Source organism: Cypionkella sp., assembly GCF_028290025.1.
In the GTDB taxonomy this organism is placed as follows: Bacteria; Pseudomonadota; Alphaproteobacteria; order Rhodobacterales; family Rhodobacteraceae; genus Cypionkella.
Map to the genome: position 1 here is coordinate 1 of NZ_JAQGKQ010000039.1, position 20,550 is coordinate 20,550.

Annotated in this window: 21 protein-coding genes; 16 read left to right on the plus strand and 5 right to left on the minus strand. The window is 58.1% G+C overall.

Translation table 11 applies throughout. From position 1 onward, the window contains the following. The coding region (locus JWS10_RS05050) for a metallophosphoesterase (protein WP_299505290.1) at positions 1-388 on the minus strand (388 nt) is incomplete at its 3' end. Between the two features lie 242 nt (positions 389-630). Here JWS10_RS05050 and nudC point away from each other — a divergent pair. Continuing rightward, positions 631-1,581, plus strand: a complete 951-nt coding sequence (nudC, locus tag JWS10_RS05055; protein ID WP_299480268.1) for an NAD(+) diphosphatase — start codon at positions 631-633, stop codon at positions 1,579-1,581. A 76-nt stretch (positions 1,582-1,657) separates the two neighbouring features. Beyond that, complete coding sequence (locus tag JWS10_RS05060; RefSeq protein ID WP_299480265.1) at positions 1,658-2,131, plus strand: SRPBCC family protein; 474 nt, start codon at positions 1,658-1,660, stop codon at positions 2,129-2,131. Positions 2,132-2,168: 37 nt separating this feature from the next. Here the strand turns inward: JWS10_RS05060 and JWS10_RS05065 are convergent, their stop codons facing one another. After that, positions 2,169-2,999 carry a prephenate dehydratase gene (locus tag JWS10_RS05065; RefSeq protein ID WP_299480262.1) on the minus strand — a complete coding sequence of 277 codons (831 nt, stop codon included), beginning with the start codon at positions 2,997-2,999 and terminating at the stop codon, positions 2,169-2,171. Positions 3,000-3,148: 149 nt separating this feature from the next. Here JWS10_RS05065 and JWS10_RS05070 point away from each other — a divergent pair, with 149 nt between their 5' ends. The 10 genes from JWS10_RS05070 (at position 3,149) to JWS10_RS05115 (ending at position 12,830) form a co-directional block, all read left to right on the plus strand. Beyond that, a complete protein-coding gene (locus JWS10_RS05070) occupies positions 3,149-3,673 on the plus strand; it encodes a cytochrome c family protein (protein ID WP_299480259.1) in 525 nt (174 codons plus the stop codon). A gap of 198 nt (positions 3,674-3,871) precedes the next feature. After that, positions 3,872-5,740 carry an extracellular solute-binding protein gene (locus JWS10_RS05075; protein WP_299505292.1) on the plus strand — a complete coding sequence of 623 codons (1,869 nt, stop codon included), beginning with the start codon at positions 3,872-3,874 and terminating at the stop codon, positions 5,738-5,740. Next, positions 5,741-6,892: a microcin C ABC transporter permease YejB gene (locus tag JWS10_RS05080; protein ID WP_299505293.1), complete on the plus strand. Its 1,152-nt coding sequence runs from the start codon at positions 5,741-5,743 to the stop codon at positions 6,890-6,892. After that, positions 6,892-8,007, plus strand: coding sequence for an ABC transporter permease (locus JWS10_RS05085; RefSeq protein WP_299505294.1), 1,116 nt, complete (start codon positions 6,892-6,894; stop codon positions 8,005-8,007). Before JWS10_RS05080 ends, JWS10_RS05085 begins: the two co-directional genes overlap by 1 nt. Continuing rightward, entirely contained in the window at positions 8,004-9,602 is a 1,599-nt protein-coding gene (locus JWS10_RS05090) for an ABC transporter ATP-binding protein (protein WP_299505296.1), read from the plus strand. The genes JWS10_RS05085 and JWS10_RS05090 overlap by 4 nt, the downstream gene beginning before the upstream one ends. Continuing rightward, on the plus strand, positions 9,599-10,825 hold the full coding sequence (locus tag JWS10_RS05095) for a glycosyltransferase (RefSeq protein WP_299505297.1): 1,227 nt from the start codon (positions 9,599-9,601) through the stop codon (positions 10,823-10,825). Before JWS10_RS05090 ends, JWS10_RS05095 begins: the two co-directional genes overlap by 4 nt. A 68-nt stretch (positions 10,826-10,893) precedes the next feature. Further along, complete coding sequence (locus JWS10_RS05100; RefSeq protein ID WP_299474005.1) at positions 10,894-11,304, plus strand: acyl-CoA thioesterase; 411 nt, start codon at positions 10,894-10,896, stop codon at positions 11,302-11,304. A 202-nt stretch (positions 11,305-11,506) separates the two neighbouring features. Continuing rightward, a complete protein-coding gene (locus tag JWS10_RS05105) occupies positions 11,507-11,860 on the plus strand; it encodes a hypothetical protein (protein WP_299505298.1) in 354 nt (117 codons plus the stop codon). Between the two features lie 557 nt (positions 11,861-12,417). Continuing rightward, positions 12,418-12,603 (plus strand): CsbD family protein, encoded by a 186-nt coding sequence (locus tag JWS10_RS05110; protein WP_299473999.1) that lies wholly within the window; start codon positions 12,418-12,420, stop codon positions 12,601-12,603. A gap of 62 nt (positions 12,604-12,665) precedes the next feature. After that, positions 12,666-12,830, plus strand: a complete 165-nt coding sequence (locus JWS10_RS05115; protein WP_299505299.1) for a DUF3309 family protein — start codon at positions 12,666-12,668, stop codon at positions 12,828-12,830. Positions 12,831-12,899: 69 nt separating this feature from the next. Here the strand turns inward: JWS10_RS05115 and ettA are convergent, their stop codons facing one another. Continuing rightward, positions 12,900-14,555 carry an energy-dependent translational throttle protein EttA gene (ettA, locus tag JWS10_RS05120; protein WP_299505300.1) on the minus strand — a complete coding sequence of 552 codons (1,656 nt, stop codon included), beginning with the start codon at positions 14,553-14,555 and terminating at the stop codon, positions 12,900-12,902. Positions 14,556-14,630: 75 nt separating this feature from the next. Next, positions 14,631-15,506 carry a helix-turn-helix domain-containing GNAT family N-acetyltransferase gene (locus JWS10_RS05125; RefSeq protein ID WP_299505302.1) on the minus strand — a complete coding sequence of 292 codons (876 nt, stop codon included), beginning with the start codon at positions 15,504-15,506 and terminating at the stop codon, positions 14,631-14,633. Positions 15,507-15,784: 278 nt separating this feature from the next. Here JWS10_RS05125 and JWS10_RS05130 point away from each other — a divergent pair, with 278 nt between their 5' ends. Both JWS10_RS05130 and dacB read left to right on the plus strand, forming a co-directional pair. Continuing rightward, a complete protein-coding gene (locus tag JWS10_RS05130; RefSeq protein WP_299505303.1) occupies positions 15,785-16,381 on the plus strand; it encodes a nicotinate-nucleotide adenylyltransferase in 597 nt (198 codons plus the stop codon). Positions 16,382-16,488: 107 nt separating this feature from the next. Then, positions 16,489-17,982 carry a D-alanyl-D-alanine carboxypeptidase/D-alanyl-D-alanine-endopeptidase gene (gene dacB, locus JWS10_RS05135; RefSeq protein ID WP_299505304.1) on the plus strand — a complete coding sequence of 498 codons (1,494 nt, stop codon included), beginning with the start codon at positions 16,489-16,491 and terminating at the stop codon, positions 17,980-17,982. Between the two features lie 136 nt (positions 17,983-18,118). Here the strand turns inward: dacB and JWS10_RS05140 are convergent, their stop codons facing one another. After that, the gene (locus JWS10_RS05140; protein WP_299505305.1) at positions 18,119-18,541 is read right to left on the minus strand and encodes a tellurite resistance TerB family protein; all 423 of its coding nucleotides are present in this window, start codon (positions 18,539-18,541) and stop codon (positions 18,119-18,121) included. Positions 18,542-18,651: 110 nt separating this feature from the next. Here JWS10_RS05140 and JWS10_RS05145 point away from each other — a divergent pair, with 110 nt between their 5' ends. Both JWS10_RS05145 and JWS10_RS05150 read left to right on the plus strand, forming a co-directional pair. Then, complete coding sequence (locus JWS10_RS05145) at positions 18,652-20,232, plus strand: lysine--tRNA ligase (protein ID WP_299505306.1); 1,581 nt, start codon at positions 18,652-18,654, stop codon at positions 20,230-20,232. 115 nt (positions 20,233-20,347) lie between these two features. Further along, a partial coding sequence (locus tag JWS10_RS05150) for a DUF4864 domain-containing protein (RefSeq protein ID WP_299505307.1) occupies positions 20,348-20,550 on the plus strand: 203 nt, incomplete at its 3' end.

The window sequence follows — 20,550 nt, forward strand, 5'->3', positions numbered from 1 at the left end:
AAAAACCCAAGCCATGACCAAATTCGTGATTGCCCAAGGCGGCAGCATCGTAGCGCAGCGCGTTCATCGAGGCGATCATTGGATGCGCATGTAGCGGGCGGCCCGAGCGGATGGTTGGCGTGGTCTCGGCCAAGAAATCGCCGAGCACGGTGCCATGCAGAAAATCGCCGTTGTCAAACAGCAGGTTTTGCGGCCGCTCTCGACGGGCAGTATGGATCAGCGTGGCGACCCGCGCCAACCCGCGTTGGTGGCAGGGCTTGTTAGAGTGATAATCCCAAGCCAGCAGATTGGCGTGAAGGTCTGAAGTAGCGAGGATGCGCAGCTGAATTTCGGCACCCATAAGGGCGCCCGAGATCGTGCCGTGGATAGGCTGTTGGCTGTATTGCACCGTGGTTTCCATTCCCGCCGAGAGCGTCGGAACTGCGCCCGCGCGTTCTCCTAATGGTTTAGCGTCTCACCGTAATTTGTCGAAAGGAAGGTTAAATTTGGCGTCGCACGAAATGTTTCGCGTCCAAGTTGCAAATTTGACCGTATGGTGAGTTTTTTCGTTGGGGTCGGTGCGATTGCTGCGCCGGGGTTTCCATGTAATGAACGAGCCAAATCGGGGAATGGGGCAAAGCGAGGGCTGCGATGCGATTGGCGGAAACGGTTACATTTGGCGGCTCGGGGTTGGATCGGGCGGCGGCGTTGCGCAGCGATGCAGGGCAGATCGCGACGTTGCGGGCGGTAGGTCAGGTGCTGCCGCTCTGGCGGGGCAAGCCGCTGGTGGTGGCGCAAGCGGCGTTGGGATGGGTGGCGGCGGATAGCGTGGTGCTTGGCACGGGCGATCTGGTGTTTTTGGGCTTGGACGATGGCGTGCCGCGATTTGCGCAGGATATATCGGCATGGCAGCCCGAAGTCTTGCAGCCAAGCCAACCTGCGGGCTTTATGGATGCTGCGCGGCAAGGCCACCCTTCCCTTCCTGCCGATTTCGCGTTTGAAGATTTGCGCGGCGTGATGGCGCAGTTATCGCCGCGTGAGGCGGAACTGGCGGCGACGGCCAAGGCGGTGCTGCAATGGCATGACACGCATGGGTTTTGTTCGGCCTGTGGTGTGGCGTCTGATATGATCAACGCAGGCTGGCAGCGCAGTTGCCCTGCATGTGGCGCGCATCATTTTCCGCGCACTGACCCGGTGGTGATCATGCTCGTGGTGCGGGGCAACAAGCTGCTGCTCGGGCGCTCGGCTGCGTGGCCGGAGGGGATGTATTCGCTGCTGGCGGGGTTTGTCGAACCGGGTGAGACGTTAGAGGCGGCAGTACGGCGCGAGGTGTTTGAGGAAACCGGGATAACCACGGCAGACGTGCGCTATTTGGCAAGCCAACCCTGGCCGTTTCCGGCATCATTGATGTTCGGCTGCATTGCCGAGGCCACGTCGGACGAGATCACGCTGGACCCGGTCGAGTTGGAAGACGCGTTATGGGTGACGCGTGAGGAGTTGGTTGAGGTGATGGCCGGGCAACATCCGAAGATCAAACCGGGGCGAAAAGGCGCGATTGCACAATTTTTGATGGCCAATTTCCTTGCAGAACGTTTGGATTGACCGCTATTGCGAAATTGCGATTGGTGTTGCTGATTTCAGCGCATAAAAAACAATAGGCACAGTTTAGGGGCGAGTGATGCGGTTAGCGACCAAGCAAGATATTGAAGCGCCGATTGCTGATGTGTTTCGCATCCTTTCCGACTTTGAAAGTTGGGAGCGCTCGGCGATGCGGCGCGGCGCAGAGGTTTCGCGAACAGACAAGCTGCGCAGTCCGGGTGCGGGGATGCAATGGGCGGCGCGGTTTCTATATCGCAGCAAGCCGCGCGATATGCAGTTGGAACTGACACAGATTGAAAGCCCTTCGCTGCTGCGGTTTGCGGCGATTTCCAAGTCGATTGAAGCGGTTGCATCCATCGAACTGATGTCGCTCGGTGCCAAGCGAACCCGGATGCATCTGGTGATGGAAGTGTCGCCGCGCAGCTTGACCGCGCGGTTGTTTCTGCAATCGCTGCGGCTGGCGCGGGCGCGGATTGACCGTAAATTTGATCAGCGGGTGGCGCAACTCGCGGCCGAGATTGAAACGCGGGCTGGCGTGATCAAGAAATACTGAGCCGCCGCTGCGCGGTTGGCAGGGCATTGGCGTGAAGCTAACCCCTGCGCCGGTCGGCCGGGTAAACCCCAAGGATATCGACTTGTGTTGAGAAATATTGAAGCTCCTCTAGCGCGCGCTTGACGGCGGCGTCTTCGGGGTGGCCTTCAATGTCGGCATAGAACTCGGTCGCGGTGAAGCTGCCGCCGACCATATAGCTCTCTAGCTTGGTCATGTTGATGCCGTTGGTGGCAAAACCGCCCATCGCCTTATACAGCGCCGCCGGAATGTTGCGGACCCGGAAGGTGAAGGTGGTTATCATATCTTCAGCACGGCGGCTGTGGTCGGCAATGCGGCTCATCACCAAAAAGCGCGTGGTGTTGTTGGCATTGTCTTCGATATGGGGTGCAAGCACATCAAGGCCATAGATCGAGGCGGCAAGTTCGCTGGCCAAAGCGGCCTTGCTGACATCGCCCCATTCAACCACTTCACGCGCGGCACGCGCATTGTCAGAGCTGACCTTGCCCGCGATGCCATGTTTGCGCAGAAAACCAGCGCATTGCGGCAGAATCACTACATGGCCATGCGCCTCGCGCACATCCGACAATTTCGCCCCAGGTACGCCCAGAAGATTGACATGCACCCGCACGAAGGCTTCATCGACGATGTGCAAGCCCGCGCGTGGCAGCAAAGAATGGACATCGGCGACGCGGCCATAGGTGGAGTTCTCAACCGCCAGCATCCCGAGTTCTACTTCGCCCGAGCGAGTCAGTTCGACCACGTCTTCAAAGGTGGTGCAGGGAAATGCCTCCATTTCAGGGCGCGCCTGTTGGCAAGCCTGATGCGAATACGCGCCCAATTCGCCCTGAAATGCGATACGCCCTGACATTTTTGACAACTCCGCCGTAAAAAGCCCGGCATTCGGGCAATTGGTCGCGCTACTATACCTTGAAAGAGGGCGGGGGAAGCTAGTAGATAACCCCAAATCAGGTTCCGGCTTTGCAGCCCACCCAAACACGACCCGAAGGAAGGCGCGACATGTTCGACACGATGACTTTGACCAAAGCGACTGGCGCAATCTGTGGCTCGCTTCTGGTGTATCTGTTCATTTCTTGGGCGGGTGAGGCCGTGTATCACGGCGGGGGGGCCGAAGGTCACGGTGGCGAAGAAGTTGCCCAAGCCTATTCGATTGCGGTTGAGGAGGCTGCTCCGGCAGGGGACGCAGCGGCGGAGGGCCCGCCTTGGGCAGAAGTTTTCGCAGCGGCTGATCCGGTTAAAGGCGAGGTGGTCTTCAAGAAATGTGCCGCTTGTCACAAGGTTGATGGCACCAATGGCACCGGCCCACATCTGAACGGCGTGGTTGGACGCCCGCGCGGTTCGGTCGAGGGCTTCGCGTATTCGGAAGCCATGGCATCGGACAATACACCTTGGACGCCGGAATTGCTTGACCCGTTCATCCACAACCCGAAAGCCGATGTTCCAGGCACCAAAATGGGTTTCGCTGGTTTGCCGAAAGTGCAGGACCGCGCCGATGTGATCGCCTATCTGGCGACGATGAAATAATTCAGCGCAGCCTCGCGGTTGCACAACAGCCGTCCTTTTGGGCGGCTGTTTCATTTTCACAGCACCGCGAGCTTCGGGCGTGGCAGATCACACATTCGCGCCTTGTGGCGTGATCGGGTTCCGATTTAGCATATGCAGCGATGGCTGCGGCAACGCGGCAGCGCTTGATGAGAGCGGCGGATTACGGGAGATCGGGCCATGCGGCACATTAACACGGGTTTTGCGCTGGCGGCGTTGATGCTGAGTGCGACTGCGGCGTTTGCGCAAGATGCCAAGGTTATCACCGCGCATGGCATATCGACGTTTGGCACGCTGAAATACCCCGCCGATTTCAAGCACCTGGATTATGTGAACCCTGATGCGCCGAAGGGCGGCGAAATCTCGGAATGGTATCCGGGCACCTTTGACAGCCTGAATCCCTATTCGGTGAAGGGTGTTGCAGCGGTTGGGTCGCAGATATTTTACGAAAGCATTCTGGTGGGGACGGCGGATGAGATCGGCTCGGCCTATTGCCTGATGTGCGAGACGATGGAATATCCCGAGGATCGGTCTTGGGTAATTTTCCACCTGCGCCATGATGTCAAATTCTCGGACGGCAGCCCGATGACGGCGGCGGACGTGGTATTCAGCTATGAGATGTTCCGTGACAAGGGCATCGCCGAATACCGCTCGGTGTTCAATCAGAAGTTTCAGAGCGTCGAGGCGGTGGACGATTACACGGTGAAATTCACCTTCACCCCCGGCACACAGTTTCGCGATATGCCTGCAACTGCGGGCAGCCTGACGATCATGTCGAAAACGGATTACGAGGCCAACAAGCGCGATCTTGAGGACAGCAGCCTGAAGCCGTTCCTTGGCACCTCGGCTTATGTGCTGGAAAGTTTGCGTCCCGGTCAGCAGATCATCTACAAGCGTAACCCGGATTATTGGGGGGCAGCGCATCCGCTTTCGGTTGGGCAGAACAACTTTGACCGCATCCGCTATGAGTATTTTGGCGATGATACCGCCGCGCTAGAGGGCTTCAAATCCGGGGTTTACACCTTCCGGCAGGAGAACTCGGCGAAGAACTGGGCAACGCAGTATAACTTTGAGGGCATCACCAATGGCACCGTGATCAAGGCCGAGTTGCCGAACGGCAATATCGCGTCGGGTCAGGGGTTCTTGCTGAACCTGCGGCGCGAGAAGCTGCAAGACCCTCGCGTGCGTGAGGCGATTGGTTTGATGTTCAACTTTGAATGGTCGAACCAGACGCTGTTCTATGGGCTTTACACCCGGATCAACTCAATTTGGGAAAACACGCAGATGGCGGCCAAGGGGCCGGCAAATCCCGGTGAAGTGACCTTGCTGCAACCCTTGGTCGATGAAGGGCTTTTGCCCGCGACGATCCTGACGGATGAGCCGGTGATGGGCTCGGTGTCGAAGGCGGATAAGGCGCTGGACCGGAGCAATTTGCGCAAAGCGTCGAAACTGCTGGATGAGGCCGGTTGGGAAGTGGGCGCGGACGGGATGCGGCGCAATGCCAAGGGTGAGACGCTGACGCTGGAGTTTCTCGAGGACAGCCCGTCATTTGAGCGGGTGATAAGCCCTTACGTCGAAAACCTGCGGGCTTTGGGGATTGATGCGTCCTTAAGCATGGTGGACCCGGCGCAGATGAGCCAGCGCAGCGATCCGCCGAATTTCGACTATGACATTATAACTGGCAATGCGGTAAATGGCGGCTACGAGCCGGGCGGTGAGTTGAAGCAGGGCTATGCCTCGGTTACCAAAGACAATTCGACGCGCAATCGGGCTGGGGTGGCCAATCCGGCGGTGGATAGACTGCTGGAACTGGTCGAGGGCGCTAAGACCCGGGAAGAACTGGATACCGTCATTCAGGCGCTGGATCGCGTGCTGCGGGCCGAGCGGTTCTGGATACCGGAATGGTATCGGAAGTCTTATTTCGTGGCCTATTACGATCAATACGCCCATCCCGAGGCTCTGCCACCCTATGCTTTGGGCGAGCTTAGTTTTTGGTGGTTTGATCAAGCCAAAGCCGACAAGCTGAAGGCCGCAGGCGTGCTCAAATAGATGCTGGCTTACATTCTTCGGCGGCTGCTGCTGGTGATCCCGACGTTGTTCGGCATCATGGTGGTCAACTTTGCGCTGACCCAGTTCGTGCCGGGCGGGCCGTTTGACCAGATCACCGCGCGGATGAACAACGACGGCGATGCAATAGAGGCGGTCAGCGGTGCGTCGGGCAAGGATGCGGGCGCGGATACCCAAGGCGGCAAGGGCTATGTCGGTGCGCGCGGTCTGCCGCCAGAGTTTCGCGCCAAGCTAGAGGTGGAGTTCGGCTTTGCCCGCTTCATCTGCCCACCAGGATTTACCGGCACTGCTTTGCAGCAGGCGAAAACCTGCGAGAAACAGATGATCCCCGCCTACGAGCGGTTTTTCATCATGATGGGCAAGTTCATCCGCTTTGATTTTGGCGAAAGCTATTTCAAATCGCAAAGCGTGGTCGGGCTGATTTTGGAGAAAATGCCGGTTTCGATCACCTTGGGGCTGTGGTCAACGCTGATCGCCTATCTGATCTCGATCCCGCTGGGCATTCGCAAAGCGGTGCGTGATGGCAGCAAGTTTGATACCTGGACCTCTGGCGTGGTGATCGTGGCCTATTCGATCCCGAGCCTGCTGGTGTCGGTGATGCTGCTGGTGTTGCTGGCGGGCGGGTCATATTGGAAGCTGTTTCCCCTGCGTGGGCTTACGTCCGAGAATTTCTCGGAACTTTCGCTGCTCGGCAAAGCGCTGGATTATCTGTGGCACATCACTTTGCCGGTGATCGCCAGCACGATCTCATCCTTTGCGACGCTGACTTTGCTGACCAAAAACAGCTTCCTCGATGAGATCAAAAAGCAATATGTGATGACGGCACGGGCCAAGGGTTTGTCGGAAAACCGAGTGCTTTATGGCCATGTGTTTCGCAACGCCATGCTGATCGTGATTGCCGGATTTCCGGCTTTGTTCATCAGCGTGTTTTTCGGCGGCAGTCTGATCATTGAGAATATCTTTTCGTTGAATGGGCTGGGCCAGCTTGGCTTTGATGCGGCGGTGGGCCGCGATTATCCGGTGGTGTTTGGCACGCTGTTTGCGTTTGGCCTGATGGGGCTGGTGGTCGGGATTATCTCGGATTTGATGTATGTCTGGATCGACCCCCGCATTGATTTTGATCGGAGGGGATGATGGCATTGTCTCCACTTAATCAACGCCGCTGGCGCAATTTCAAATCCAACCGCCGCGCCTATTGGTCGCTGATGATCCTGTCATTATTGTTCGGGCTGTCGCTGTTCGCCGAAGTGTTGGCGAATGACAAACCGCTGCTGGTGAATTATCGCGGTGAATGGCGGATGCCGTTTCTGAAGTTCTATTCCGAGGCCGATTACGGCGGCGATTTCAGAACCGAGGCCAATTACAAATCGTCAGAAGTAGAATGTTTCATTCTGACTGGCGGGCTAGAGAGTTGCTTCGATACGCCCGATGAGATCACAGCGCAGGTCAAGGCTGGCACGTTCGATTTAGCCACACCGGATTATGTCAAAGGCAGCATTTGGTGGCCAGTGATCCCTTATTCTTACAATACGATCAACGATTTGGGTGGTCAGGCAGCGCCCTCTGCCCCGGATAGTCAGCATTGGCTTGGCACCGATGACACCAGCCGCGATGTGCTGGCGCGGGTGATCTACGGCTTTCGGTTGTCGATTGCGTTCGGGCTGATCGTGACGTTTCTGACCTCAATCATCGGCATCGCGGCGGGGGCGGTGCAGGGTTATTTCGGCGGCAAGGTCGATCTGATCTTTCAACGCATCCTGGAAATCTGGGGCGGCGTGCCAGAGTTATATTTCATCATCATCGTGTTTGCGGTGTGGAACCGAAGTTTCTGGATATTGCTGACGATCATGGTGCTGTTCGGCTGGACGCGATTGATCGGCGTGGTCAGGGCGGAATTTTTGCGGGCGCGCAATTTTGAATATGTCCGGGCGGCGAAGGCTTTGGGCGTGCCGGATCGGGTGATTATGGTGCGGCATGTGCTGCCGAATGCGATGGTGGCGACGCTGACCATGCTACCGTTCTTGGTTTCGGGCACCATCGGGTCTTTGGCAGTGCTGGATTATCTGGGCTTTGGCCTGCCCGCCTCGCTGCCAAGTTTGGGGCAGCTCTCACGGCAAGCGCAGCAGAATTTACAGATGCCGTCGCTGGCCTTCACCGCGTTTTTCACCTTCGCCATCATGTTGTCGCTGCTGGTCTTCATCTTTGAAGGCGTGCGCGATGCGTTTGACCCCAGAAAGACCTTCCAATGAGCGCTGTGTTGGAGGTTTCAAACCTGAGCATTGGTTTCCGGCAGGATGGTCGCGATATTTCAGCGGTGCGCGGCGTCAGTTTTACCGTCGATAAGGGTGAGACTGTGGCTTTGGTCGGCGAGTCCGGCTCGGGCAAATCGGTGACGGCTTTGTCCACGGTGGGGCTGCTGCCGGATAGCGCGCGGGTCACAGGCTCGGTGAAGTATCTGGGCCGCGAAATGGTGGGTGCCAGTGAGCGCGAGCTGCGGCAGGTGCGCGGCAATGACATCAGTTTCATCTTTCAGGAACCGATGACCAGCCTGAACCCGCTGCACACGATTGAGCGGCAGTTGGCGGAAAGTCTTGGCCTGCATCAAGGGCTTACCGGGCAGGCGGCGCGGGTGCGCAGTTTGGAATTGATGAATAAGGTGGGCATAAGGGATGCTGAAAGCCGTCTCACCGCCTATCCGCATCAGTTGTCAGGCGGGCAGCGCCAACGGGTGATGATCGCGATGGCGCTTGCGAATGGGCCGGAACTGTTGGTGGCGGATGAGCCTACGACGGCGCTGGATGTGACGATACAGGCGCAGATTTTGGCACTGCTGGCGGAATTGAAGCAGACCGAGGGGCTTAGCCTTTTGTTCATCACGCATGATCTCGGCATCGTGCGCCGCATCGCTGACCGGGTTTGCGTGATGCAAAACGGCGAGATTGTTGAACAGGGGCCAACGGCGGAGATATTTGCCAATCCGCAACATCCCTACACGCAAAAACTGCTGGCGGCGGAACCGCAGGGGCGGCCTGACCCGGTGGCGGCGGATGCGCCTGTGGTGCTAGAGGTCGATAAGCTGCGGGTGTGGTTTCCGATCCAAGCCGGGTTTTTGCGCAAAACGGTCGGCCATGTGAAGGCGGTGAACGAGGCGACGCTGTCGATCCGAGCGGGCGAAACATTGGGCGTGGTCGGCGAGAGTGGTTCGGGCAAGACCACGCTGGCGCTGGCGGTCTTGCGATTGCTCAACAGCACCGGGCGGATTGTAGTGCTGGGCCAAGACATTCAGGGGCTGCAAGGCCGCGCGATGCGCGATCACCGCCGCGACATGCAGATCGTGTTTCAAGACCCGTTCGGCAGTCTTAGCCCTCGGATGACCGCCGCCGAGATTATCGCCGAAGGTTTGGGCGTGCATGGCGTCGAGGCGGGGCGCAATCGGGCGGAAATGGTCGCCGCAATCATGGCAGAGGTTGGCCTGAACCCCGCGATGGCGGCGCGCTATCCACATGAGTTTTCCGGTGGGCAACGCCAACGTATCGCGATTGCGCGTGCGATGATTTTACGGCCGAAACTGGTGGTGCTGGATGAGCCGACCAGCGCCTTGGATATGACGGTTCAGGTGCAAATTGTGGATTTGCTGCGCGATTTGCAGCGCAAATGGGGGCTGGCTTATCTTTTCATTAGCCACGATCTGCGGGTGGTGCGGGCATTGGCACATAAGGTGATGGTGATGAAGAATGGCGATGTGGTAGAGGCGGGCTTGGGCGCTGATCTGTTTGCAAACCCAAAAACCGACTACACACGCGCGCTGATGGCCGCGGCATTTGGAGACAACCTGCGACCATGAAGATATTGTTTGTGCATCAAAATTTCCCCGGTCAGTTTTTGTATTTAGCACCGGAACTAGCAGCGCGTGGGCATGATTGCATGGCGCTGACCGACGGCATCAACAACCGCGAGTCGCCAATCCCCGTGGCGAAATACAAACACGAGGCGCAGGCGGTTGACCCCGCCGCTACTCGGTTGGGGCGCAATTATACCACGATGAGCGACCGTGGCATCACTGTAGCACGAGCCGCACGCGCGATGCGGGCGAAGGGCTATATCCCGGACGTGATTTTCGGCCATTCCGGCTGGGGTGAAACGCTGTTTTTGAAAGAGGTTTGGCCCGAAGCCAAGCTGATCGTCTATGCCGAGTTCTATTACAGGGGCCGCGGTGCCGATGTGGGCTTCGACCACGAATTTGCGCAGCCGAACTTCGATCAGGTGCTGATTGCGCAGGGTCGTGCGGCCTATCTCGGGCAGGCTTTGGCGCATGCGGATGCAGGGCTTTCGCCGACGGAATGGCAAGCCTCCACCTATCCGAAACCTTTGCGTCGGATGATCACGGTGATCCATGACGGGGTCGATACGTCAGGGATGGCGCCCGATCCAGAGGCGCGTTTTACTTTGCCAAACGGGGCGGTGGTCAAGCCCGGGGATGAGGTTTTGACTTTTGTGAACCGCAATCTGGAACCCTATCGTGGCTATCACACCTTCATGCGGGCGCTGCCTGCGGTGATGGCGGCGCGGCCAAATGCTCAGGTGGTGATTGTCGGCGGGGATGGCGTGTCGTATGGCGCGGCGCCGAAGGATGCAAAGGGCTGGAAAGAGCATTTTCTGGCTGAAGTGCGCGATGGCCTCGATATGTCCCGGCTGCATTTCATGGGCAAAGTGGGCTACCCCGAATTCGTGGCGCTGATGAAGGTCAGCCGCGCCCATGCCTATCTGACCTATCCGTTCGTTCTGTCGTGGTCGATGATTGAGGCGATGGCTGCAGGGTGCCACATCATCGGCTCGTCCACCCGTCCGGTTTTGGAGGCGTTGGAGAATGGCAAGACCGGCACACTGGTGGATTTCTTTGATGTGCCGGGGTGGTCAGCGGCGATAATCGAAGGTCTGGCGCATCCTGAACGATTTACTGCGATGCGGGCGGCGGCGCGTCAGGTTGCGCTCGAACGCTACGATCTTCGCGGCAATTGTTTGCCGCGCATGGTGGCGTTTGTGGAAAGCTTCGGTCCTAAGATTTGAGGTGACATTGGTTGACCCAACTTGTCACCTAAGCAAACTTAAACTTAGCCCATTTTAACGGAGCCGCCATGTCGCTCAAGCCAGACGTTGACCAGCCAGACGCGGAACAGCCAAGCGGGGATTTGACGCTGCGCACCCTGACGATGCCGCGTGATGTGAACAACAACGGCGATATTTTTGGCGGTTGGGTTTTAAGCCAGATGGACATGGCTGCGGGCATTGTCGCTGCAGCGCGGGCGCATGGCCGGGTGGCGACGGTGGCGATTGATGCGATGCAGTTCATCCGACCGGTGCGGGTTGGCGATGTTTTGTGCATCTATGTGAAGATCGCGCGGGTTGGTCGCACCTCGATGGGGTTGGAAATTGAAGCTTGGGTTTTGCGCAATCGGCAAAGTCAGCGTGAGAAAGTCACCGAGGGGCTGTTCACTTTCGTAGCGATTGACGAGGCGGGCAAACCGCGCCCGCTGCCCGACGAATAGCCATGTTTCCCGGCGAAAACCGCAAACACTGGCGATATTTCGCAAGCTACGTAATGCTCAGACCAAAGGCCGATCCGCGCTAGTGGGTTTCGTGGTAAGTTCATCCATGGACAGCAAGAGTCGCTGGCCCATGCGGGACCGGGTTTTGGTCCGGTTGATCCCGCAGCGCAAATGCGCTTCTGACCGCAAGGGAGAGAACCAAATGAAACCGACGAAATTTCTGGCCGCCCTAACTGCCGCCTTGATGCTCGGGACGGGCTTTGCCGCCCATGCCCAAGGTATGTTGGCCGACAAGAACGGCATGACGCTTTATACATTCGATAAAGATGCGGGCGGCGTATCGGCCTGCTACGACGATTGCGCGGTGAAGTGGCCGCCCTATCTGGGCAAGGCTGACGAAACGCTCGGCGAGGGATGGACATTGGTGGACCGAACCGATGGCACCAAACAATGGGCATATGATGGCAAGCCGGTGTATTTGTTTGCTGGTGACAAGGCGAAAGGCGATGCCACCGGGGACGGTCTGGGCGACGTCTGGCATGTCATCAAAGAATAGACCGGCGGGCTCTGTTTGCCCTAGCTGAAAAGTTCGCTATTCTCGGCAGTCTAAATAAAAACAGGCGGGGCATTGCCCCGCCTGTTTCTTCGATCAACGTGCGTTAATCAGCTTGCGACCAATTAAAACACGTTAGTGACGTACAACAGGATGATCACCACGATCGGAATCCCGAGGAAGTAAGCAACGATGCCTTTCATGGCGATCTCCTTTATTGCGCGACTATTTACGTTTGTCTCGGATAGGTGCGTCATTGAGAGTTGAGACGCAGGTATAACGCATTGGAGCAATTACGGTTCCCGCCAAGATCATGCATAATTCGGTTGGCTTGGGCACCCGATCCCAACTTTGCTGTTTAGCCCTCATCGCCGGTAAGCGGTGGCTATGCCCGGAACCGTTAACGCTGCGCTGCGTTAACAATCGCGTCACGGCACTCGGCCGCTGCAACAGATAAGCGAACAATCTGCGCGAATATCCGTGATGATCGACAAACCGCTAAATCACCTGAGCAGCAATGCTCCATGCACGATAACTTAGTGACAACAAAGGGGAATTTTATGGACAAAGACCGTATCAAAGGCTCGGCAAAGGTTGCTACCGGCAAAGTTCAAGAAGCCGCTGGCAAAGTCGTCGGCGATGAAAAAATGAAGGCCGAAGGTAAGGCCAAGCAAGTTGAAGGTCGCGTGCAAAATGCGGCTGGCGGCGCGAAGGATGCCGTACGAGACGCTGTCAAAGGCAAGTAACCGAAGGCTCGGCCAGATGATTGGCCGAGCTTTTGTTTTCCCATATAGTGAGGAGTAAACCAATGTCCCTTGGAACTATTCTGATAATTCTCTTGGCCATTTTCCTGCTGGGCGGCTTTAGTGGTCGTTTTGGCGGCTATGGCTACGGCTACGGCCACGGCGGCGTTGGGGTAATCGGGATTGTGCTGGTTATCGTGCTGATCTTAATGCTCACCGGACGAATGTAGGCTAACCGATGTAGCAATAAAAATGCCGGGGAGTTCCCCGGCATTTTTATGAGCGGTGGTATTCAGAGATTAACGGCTGAACCGCTTATATTTCGCGCGCTTCGGCTCCAGAGCGTCCGGCCCGAGGCGGCGGATTTTGTCTTGCTCGTAGGCTTCAAAGTTACCCTCGAACCATTCGACATGCGCATCGCCTTCGAATGCCAGCATATGCGTGCAAAGGCGGTCAAGGAAGAAACGGTCGTGGCTGATGATGATCGCGCAGCCGGCGAAGTCTTCGATAGCCGATTCAAGGGCTTGCAGGGTTTCAACGTCGAGATCGTTGGTCGGCTCATCGAGCAGCAGCACGTTGCCGCCCGAGCGCAGCAGTTTCGCCATGTGGACGCGGTTACGCTCACCACCCGAAAGCAGGCCAACTTTTTTCTGCTGGTCGGTGCCTTTAAAATTGAACGCCCCGGTGTAAACTCGGCTGTTCATCGACATATCGCCAAGCTGGATCACCTCGGCACCGCCGGAAATTTCCTCCCAAACGTTTTTGTTCGGGTCCAAAGCGTCACGCGATTGGTCAACGTAAGAAAGCTGCACGGTGTTACCCAGAACAATCGTGCCCTCATCGGGCTGTTCTTGGCCGGAAAGCATCCGGAACAGCGTCGATTTACCAGCACCGTTCGGGCCGATCACGCCAACAATCGCGCCCGGCGGAATGGTGAAGGTCAAATCCTCGATCAATTGCTTGTCGCCCATGTGCTTTTTCAGGTTGGTGACTTCGATCACCTTGCTGCCCAAACGCTCACCATTCGGAATGATGATCTGCGACGTTGAGGAGCGTTCCAGCACCGACTGGCCAGCCATTTCGTTATAGCGCGCCAAGCGGGCCTTGCCTTTGGATTGACGGGCTTTGGCACCCGAACGGATCCATTCGAGTTCTTTCTCCAGCGCCTTTTGCTTCGACTTATCCTCGCGCGCCTCTTGGCCCATGCGTTTGGCTTTCTGCTCTAGCCAAGCCGAATAGTTGCCCTCGTAGGGGATGCCACGGCCACGGTCGAGTTCCAGAATCCAGCTGGTGATATCGTCGAGGAAATAGCGGTCGTGAGTGACGATCAGGATGGTGCCGCGATAGGCGATCAGGTGTTTTTGCAGCCAAGCGATAGATTCGGCGTCCAAGTGGTTTGTCGGCTCGTCGAGCAGCAGCATGTCGGGGGCTTCGAGCAACAGTTTGCACAAAGCCACGCGGCGGCGTTCACCACCTGAAAGCGATTCCACATCGGCATCATCGGGCGGGCAGCGCAAAGCGTCCATCGCGACACCGACGGAAGCCTCAAGTTCCCACAGATTGCCTGCGTCAATCTCATCCTGCAAGGCGGCCATCTCATCGGCCGTCTCATCGGAGTAATTCATCGCGAGTTCGTTGTAGCGTTCCAGAATGGCGGTCTGCTTGGCGACGCCGAGCATGACGTTGCCTTTCACGTCGAGGCTGGGGTCAAGGTAAGGCTCCTGCGCGAGGTAGCCGACTTTGGCCCCCTTGGCGGCCCAAGCCTCGCCCTTAAAGTCGGTGTCCATGCCGGCGATGATCTTCAGCAGCGTCGATTTACCCGAGCCGTTGACGCCAACCACACCGATCTTCACGCCGGGCAGGAAGTTCAGGTGGATATTCTCAAAGCACTTCTTGCCACCGGGATAGGTCTTGGAGACGCCTTCCATGTGGTAGACATATTGATACGAGGCCATTGGGGTGCTCCTGATCCGCTTGTTGCTGCCCATGTAGCGATTGTTGGGGGCAAGGGCAACGTCGCGGGGGCGCAATTACAGGGTTTTGCCGAGCCAATGCGTGGCTGGGAAGCTGGTGTAGGCGGGGATGTCGGACCAGCCATCGCGGCGGTAGAGGGTGAGGGCTTCGGTGAGGCTTTCGTTGCTGTCGAGTTTGAGGTGGATGTAGCCGACAGATTTGGCGCGGGATTCGATGGCCTGCATCAAGCGGCGGGCGAGGCCCTGGCCTTGGGCATGTGGGGCGACCCATAGGCGTTTGACCTCGGCGATAGTGGCCTCAAGTGGGCGGAGTGAGACGGTGCCGATGGGGAAATCGTCGCTGAATGCGATCAAGAATGCGCCGTGGGGGGCGCGGTAATTGTCGGGGTCGCTGAGTGGCAGGGTCAGCATGTTGGGGGTCAGACCGTCGATTTTTTCGAGCAGCAGGTCGTAGTAGCTTTGCAGGCAGGCGATTGCGGCAGGGTCGTTCGGGTCGGCGTCGCGGATTTCTAACTGGTCGCGCAGCAGGGTGGTGGCGATCAGATCCATCGCGTCGAGCAGAGCTTGCTGGCGATTGCCTGCGCGGGCAAGGGTTTCGGTGGCTTTGGCATAACCGATGGCATCATAGGCGGCCATTTCTGCCGCGCCCGCAGGGGTCAATTGGGCGGTGCGGCGGCGGCGATCGGTTGGATCGGTTGTAATATGGATCAGATGTTCGGCTTCGAGCGCGCGCAGCAGGCGGCTGAGCAGGCCGGAGTCTAGGGTTAGTTTGGCCCGGATATGGGCTATGTCAGTGCCTCGGCGTGTAATCAGTTGCAGCACACGAACGGCACCAAGCGGGCGGCCTCGGCCTAGATACGAGTGATCTAACGCGCCTACTTCGCGGGTGACGGCGCGGTTGAAGCGGCGCAGACGGGCGATGTTGTCGAGCATATTCGGGCCTTGGTCTGCTGGATGTGTCGGCGGGGTTCACACCCCGCACCCCGTGGGATATTTGCGCCAATGCGAAAGCAAATTTTAGTCAAATTGTTTGGATTGTTTGGATTGTTTGGGGGGCGGCGATATTACCTGACTTATATCAGGTAACTTGCGGGGTCAAGCAGGCGGTGATCTGACTAACCCAAGCGATGCGACGCGGGATATGTCGGGGCGTTCATGCCGCGCCGCTTCAAGCCATTGTAATGGCGCGTGGCTTCGGGTCATGTGGCGAAATGAAGACAGGGTTTCCTATTGCGAGCAAGGGCATGGTGATTGGCCTTTTGGGCGGATCGTTTGATCCGGCGCATGAGGGGCATGTGCATATCACGCGGGAAGCGTTGAAGCGGATGGGCTTGGATCAGGTTTGGTGGTTGGTGACGCCGGGTAATCCGTTGAAGGCGCGGCAGCCTGCGCCGATGACGGAACGCTTGGCGCGGGCGCGGACGGTGATGCCTGATCCGCGCGTGGTGATCACCGATCTTGAGGCACGGTTGGGCACGCGGGCAACGTTCGACACCATTCGCAAGCTGAGGGCGATCTATCCGGGGGTGAATTTTGTCTGGCTGATGGGCGCGGATAATCTGGTGCAGTTTCACCGTTGGAATCGCTGGCGCGATATTTTGCGCTCGGTTCCGGTTGGGGTTTTGGCGCGACCGGGGTCTGGGGTGGCGGCGCGGATGAGCGCGGCTGCACGGGCGTTCCGGGTAAATCAGGTCCAACGCGGGGAGAATTTGCGCGGACGCAAAGCCCCGGCTTGGTGTTTTGTGAACATTCCGATGAATGGCACGTCGTCCAGTGCGATCCGGGCGCGCGGTGAGTGGAAGCGGTGAACTTGGCGTGATCGGTGGCGAAAGCTGGCCGCTTGTGTGGTGGCTGCGATTGCATCGCAGGCTGTGCCGGGGATATTTGAGCGCAGAGGGTGACCAAGGGAATCGATATGAATGTTGGGCGCAGATGGGTGTTGGGCGGATTGCTGGCTGGGGCCGCCCTGCCCGCTTGGGCAGATGCTCCGAGCATATCTTTGCGACCACGCGCGCGACCCGAGCCGAGCGCCGTTGGCAAGCCAGCGGATAAAACTGCGGCGGGGTTGGTTGACGCGGCCAAGCTGACTGGCGTGGTCGGCTATTGCGTGGCGGATTTGGCGACGGGCCGGGTGCTAGAGGCTTCGGGTGAAGCTGTGGCAATGCCAGCTGCGAGTGTGACCAAAGCTGTGACCACGGCATTTGCACTGGAAAAGCTGGGGGTTGAGCATCGGTTTGTCACGCGGATAATGCGCACCGGGCCGGTGGTTTCAGGGCGGCTCGATGGCGATCTGATCTTGGCGGGCGGTGGTGATCCGACGTTTGACACCGACAAGATGGGCGATCTGGTGGCGGCTCTGGCGGCCTCGGGTCTGCGAGAGGTGACGGGCAAGTTTATAGCTTACGCCGGGGCGTTGCCGGAGCGCGATGAGATTGCCACCGATCAGCCGGATTTCGTCGGCTATAATCCGGCGATCTCGGGGCTGATGCTGAACTTCAACCGAGTGAATTTTGTCTGGAAAGCGGTGAATGATGGCTTTTCGCTGACAATGAACGCGGAAGGCGCGCGGTTTGCGCCAGTCGTGACGATGGCATCGGTGCAGGTGGTTGACCGCGATGTGCCGGTGTTTGCCTATGAGGCAGGTGCGGCGCAGGATCGCTGGTCAGTGGCGCGCGGGGCGTTGGGGCGTGAGGGTTCGCGTTGGTTGCCGGTGCGGCACGCGGGCACCTACGTGGCCGAGGTGTTTCAGACCCTATGCGCGGCGCAGGGGATTAAACTGCCGAAGGCAGAGGTGGTTTATACTCTGCCTGCGGCGGCGGAAATTGTGCGGCACGAGTCCGAGGTGTTGCCGGATTTGCTGCGCAAGATGATGCGATTTTCGACCAATCTGACCGCGGAAGCGGTGGGGCTTACCGCCTCGGGCGCTGGCACGTTGCAAGGCTCGGCGGCGGTGATGACCACATGGGCGCGGCGGCGGTTTGGCATTGATACGGTGTTTGGCGATCACTCGGGGCTAGGGCCAAAGACCCGGATCAGCCCTGCGGCGATGGTGCAGGTGATGATCAGGGCGCGGGCTGATGGTCGGCTGTCGATGCTGCACGATCTGATGAAAACCGCCGATTTACCCAGCGGAGATGGCAAGGCTGCAGCCAAAGCTGCAAAGGCTGGCAGTGCTAAGCGGGTAGCTGCGAAAAGCGGCACGATGAATTTCGTCTCAAACCTGTCGGGCTATGTCGATGCGCCGGGGGGTAAATCGCTGGCGTTTGCGATCTTCACCGCCGATGTGCCGCGCAGGCAAGCCGTGCCAGTGTGGAATCGCGAGTCGCCTGAGGGTGATCGGGCGTGGGTGAAGCGGGCGCATCGCTTGCAGGGGCAGCTGTTGAACCGTTGGGGCGCGGCATATTTGTAGGCGCGCCTGAGCTGGTTGAATGGAGAAGCCTCCGGCGGGGATATTTAAGCCAAGATGAAACGCCAAGCTTTCATACTGGTAAGTATCCCCGCCGGAGGCTCCAAAGTTCAGCCAAAACGGCAACACAGAACTAAACTCAAGGCCGCAAATGCCGCACTCTTGCGCCCCATTCGATGGCTGCGGCGTGCAGGCGGTCGATGTTCAACTCCTCACGCACTTCTTCCAGCATCCGCAATTCGATCTCGCGCAGATTGCCATCGGCGGTGGCCACATCGCAGGCGAGCGCATAGGCGGTCTCGTTCAGCCGCTCGGGCAGTGCGTCACGGATCAGGCCGAACAGCGCGTCTAAGCCGTCCTCAACCTCAAACAGATCAAACACGGTTTGCGCCACCACGCGGAAGCGGTCGGCGTCGTAGCCTGCGAACACCGGCATGTGGTTCACCGCGCGCTGGATCGCCACCAGTTCAGGGGTGCGCATCTGCTCATCCGCGGCGGAAACCGCGATCATCACCGCAAGAAGGGCGTCCTGCGGCGATAGTGAGGGGTGGGTATCGGGCAAAACTGCTCTCCTGTTGTTGCAGCGCAGAATATTGACCTGCGGGCTCGGCGGCAATAGAGGACACAAGCACTGCGACAACATGGGGTTGGAGCAGCCGGGAGACTGCCGCGATGTCCGCTTTGCGCGATGCTGGGATGAAATCGAAAGCTTGGCCCTTTGAAGAGGCCCGCGCATTGTTGAAACGCTTTGAGAAAAAGGCCCCCGAGAAGGGTTATGTGCTGTTTGAAACCGGCTATGGCCCGTCGGGCCTGCCGCATCTCGGCACCTTTGGCGAGGTTGCGCGCACGACAATGATCCGGCGGGCGTTTGAGGCGATCTCGGACATTCCGACGCGGTTGATCTGTTTCTCGGACGATGTGGACGGCATGCGCAAGGTGCCTGAAAACGTGCCGCAGCAGGAGATGTTACGCGAGCATATGCAGCGGCCGCTGACGTCTGTGCCGGACCCTTATGGCGAGTTCGACAGCTTTGGCGCGCATAACAACGCGATGTTGCGGCGGTTTCTGGATACGTTTGGCTTTGAGTATGAGTTTATCTCGGCCACCGAGTTCTATAAATCGGGCAAGTTTGACGACACGCTGAAGCTCGCGACCGAACGCTATGATGCGATTATGAAGATCATGCTGGCCTCATTGCGTGAGGAGCGTCAGCAGACCTATTCGTGTTTCCTGCCGATCCATCCCGAAACCGGGCGGGTGCTGTATGTGCCGATGAAGAACGTCGATCCGGTCAATCACACCATCACTTTTGATGATGAAGACGGCCGCGAGTGGACGCTTCCTGTCACCGGTGGCAACGTCAAGCTGCAATGGAAACCAGATTTCGGCGCGCGCTGGGCGGCGTTGGATGTCGATTTTGAGATGTATGGCAAGGATCACTCCACCAATACCCCGATCTATGACGGGATTTGTGAGGTGCTTGGTGGCCGCAAGCCGAACCATTTCAGCTATGAGCTGTTCCTCGACGATCAGGGTCAGAAGATTTCCAAATCGAAGGGCAATGGCCTGACGATTGACGAATGGCTGACCTATGCCTCGTCGGAAAGTCTGTCGTATTTCATGTATCAAAAGCCGAAGACGGCGAAACGGATGCATTTCGATGTGATCCCGCGCGCGATGGACGAATATCACCAGCAGTTGCGGGCATATCCGACGCAGGATGTCGATCAGCAAATCAACAATCCGGTGTGGCATATCCACAAGGGCAACCCGCCAGTGTCGAAAATGGTGGTGCCGTTCTCAATGCTGTTGAACCTCGCCTCGGTGTCGGGGGCAAAGGATGCGCGCGGCCTTTGGGGCTTTATCAAGCGTTACGCGCCGGATGCATCGCCCGAGGGCAACCCCGATCTCGATGCAGCGGCGGGCTATGCCTTGCGCTATTTCGCCGACCGGATTGCACCGACACGGGAGTTCCGACTACCGACAGATCAGGAACGCGCCGCAATGCTCGACCTGCGGGCGCGTCTGGTGGCTTGGGATGGCGGCTTGGACGACGAGGCGCTGCAAAGCATGGTGTTTGCGGTCGGTAAGGATCATGCGTTTGAGCCTTTGCGCGACTGGTTCAAGGCACTTTACGAGGTGCTTTTGGGCGCATCCGACGGCCCGCGCTTTGGCGGTTTCATCGCGCTTTATGGCGTCGAAGAAACCGTTGCGCTGCTCGACCGTGGCTTGAATGGCGAACTTATCGCCTGATCTGCCGAAATTTTAAGCCCCCGGACCTATATTGATATGAGGGTCGGGGGTTTTTGTTTGACGAAAATCCAGCCTGCTCTAGTCTTAACTTGGGGACGTTTAGAGAGGGGTTGCGATGCGACTTTATCTTTGTCTGGCGGTTTTAGCTGCAAGCGCCTTCGGTTCGGGCGTCGCTGCAACTGCGCAAGAAACGCCAATTCAACAGACCATTCAGCAGCAGTTGGACGCCTTTAACGCCAAGGATGTTGGCAAGGCGTGGACCTATGCTTCGCCCACCATCAAAAGCATTTTCGTCACCGAAGATAATTTCAGCGAGAT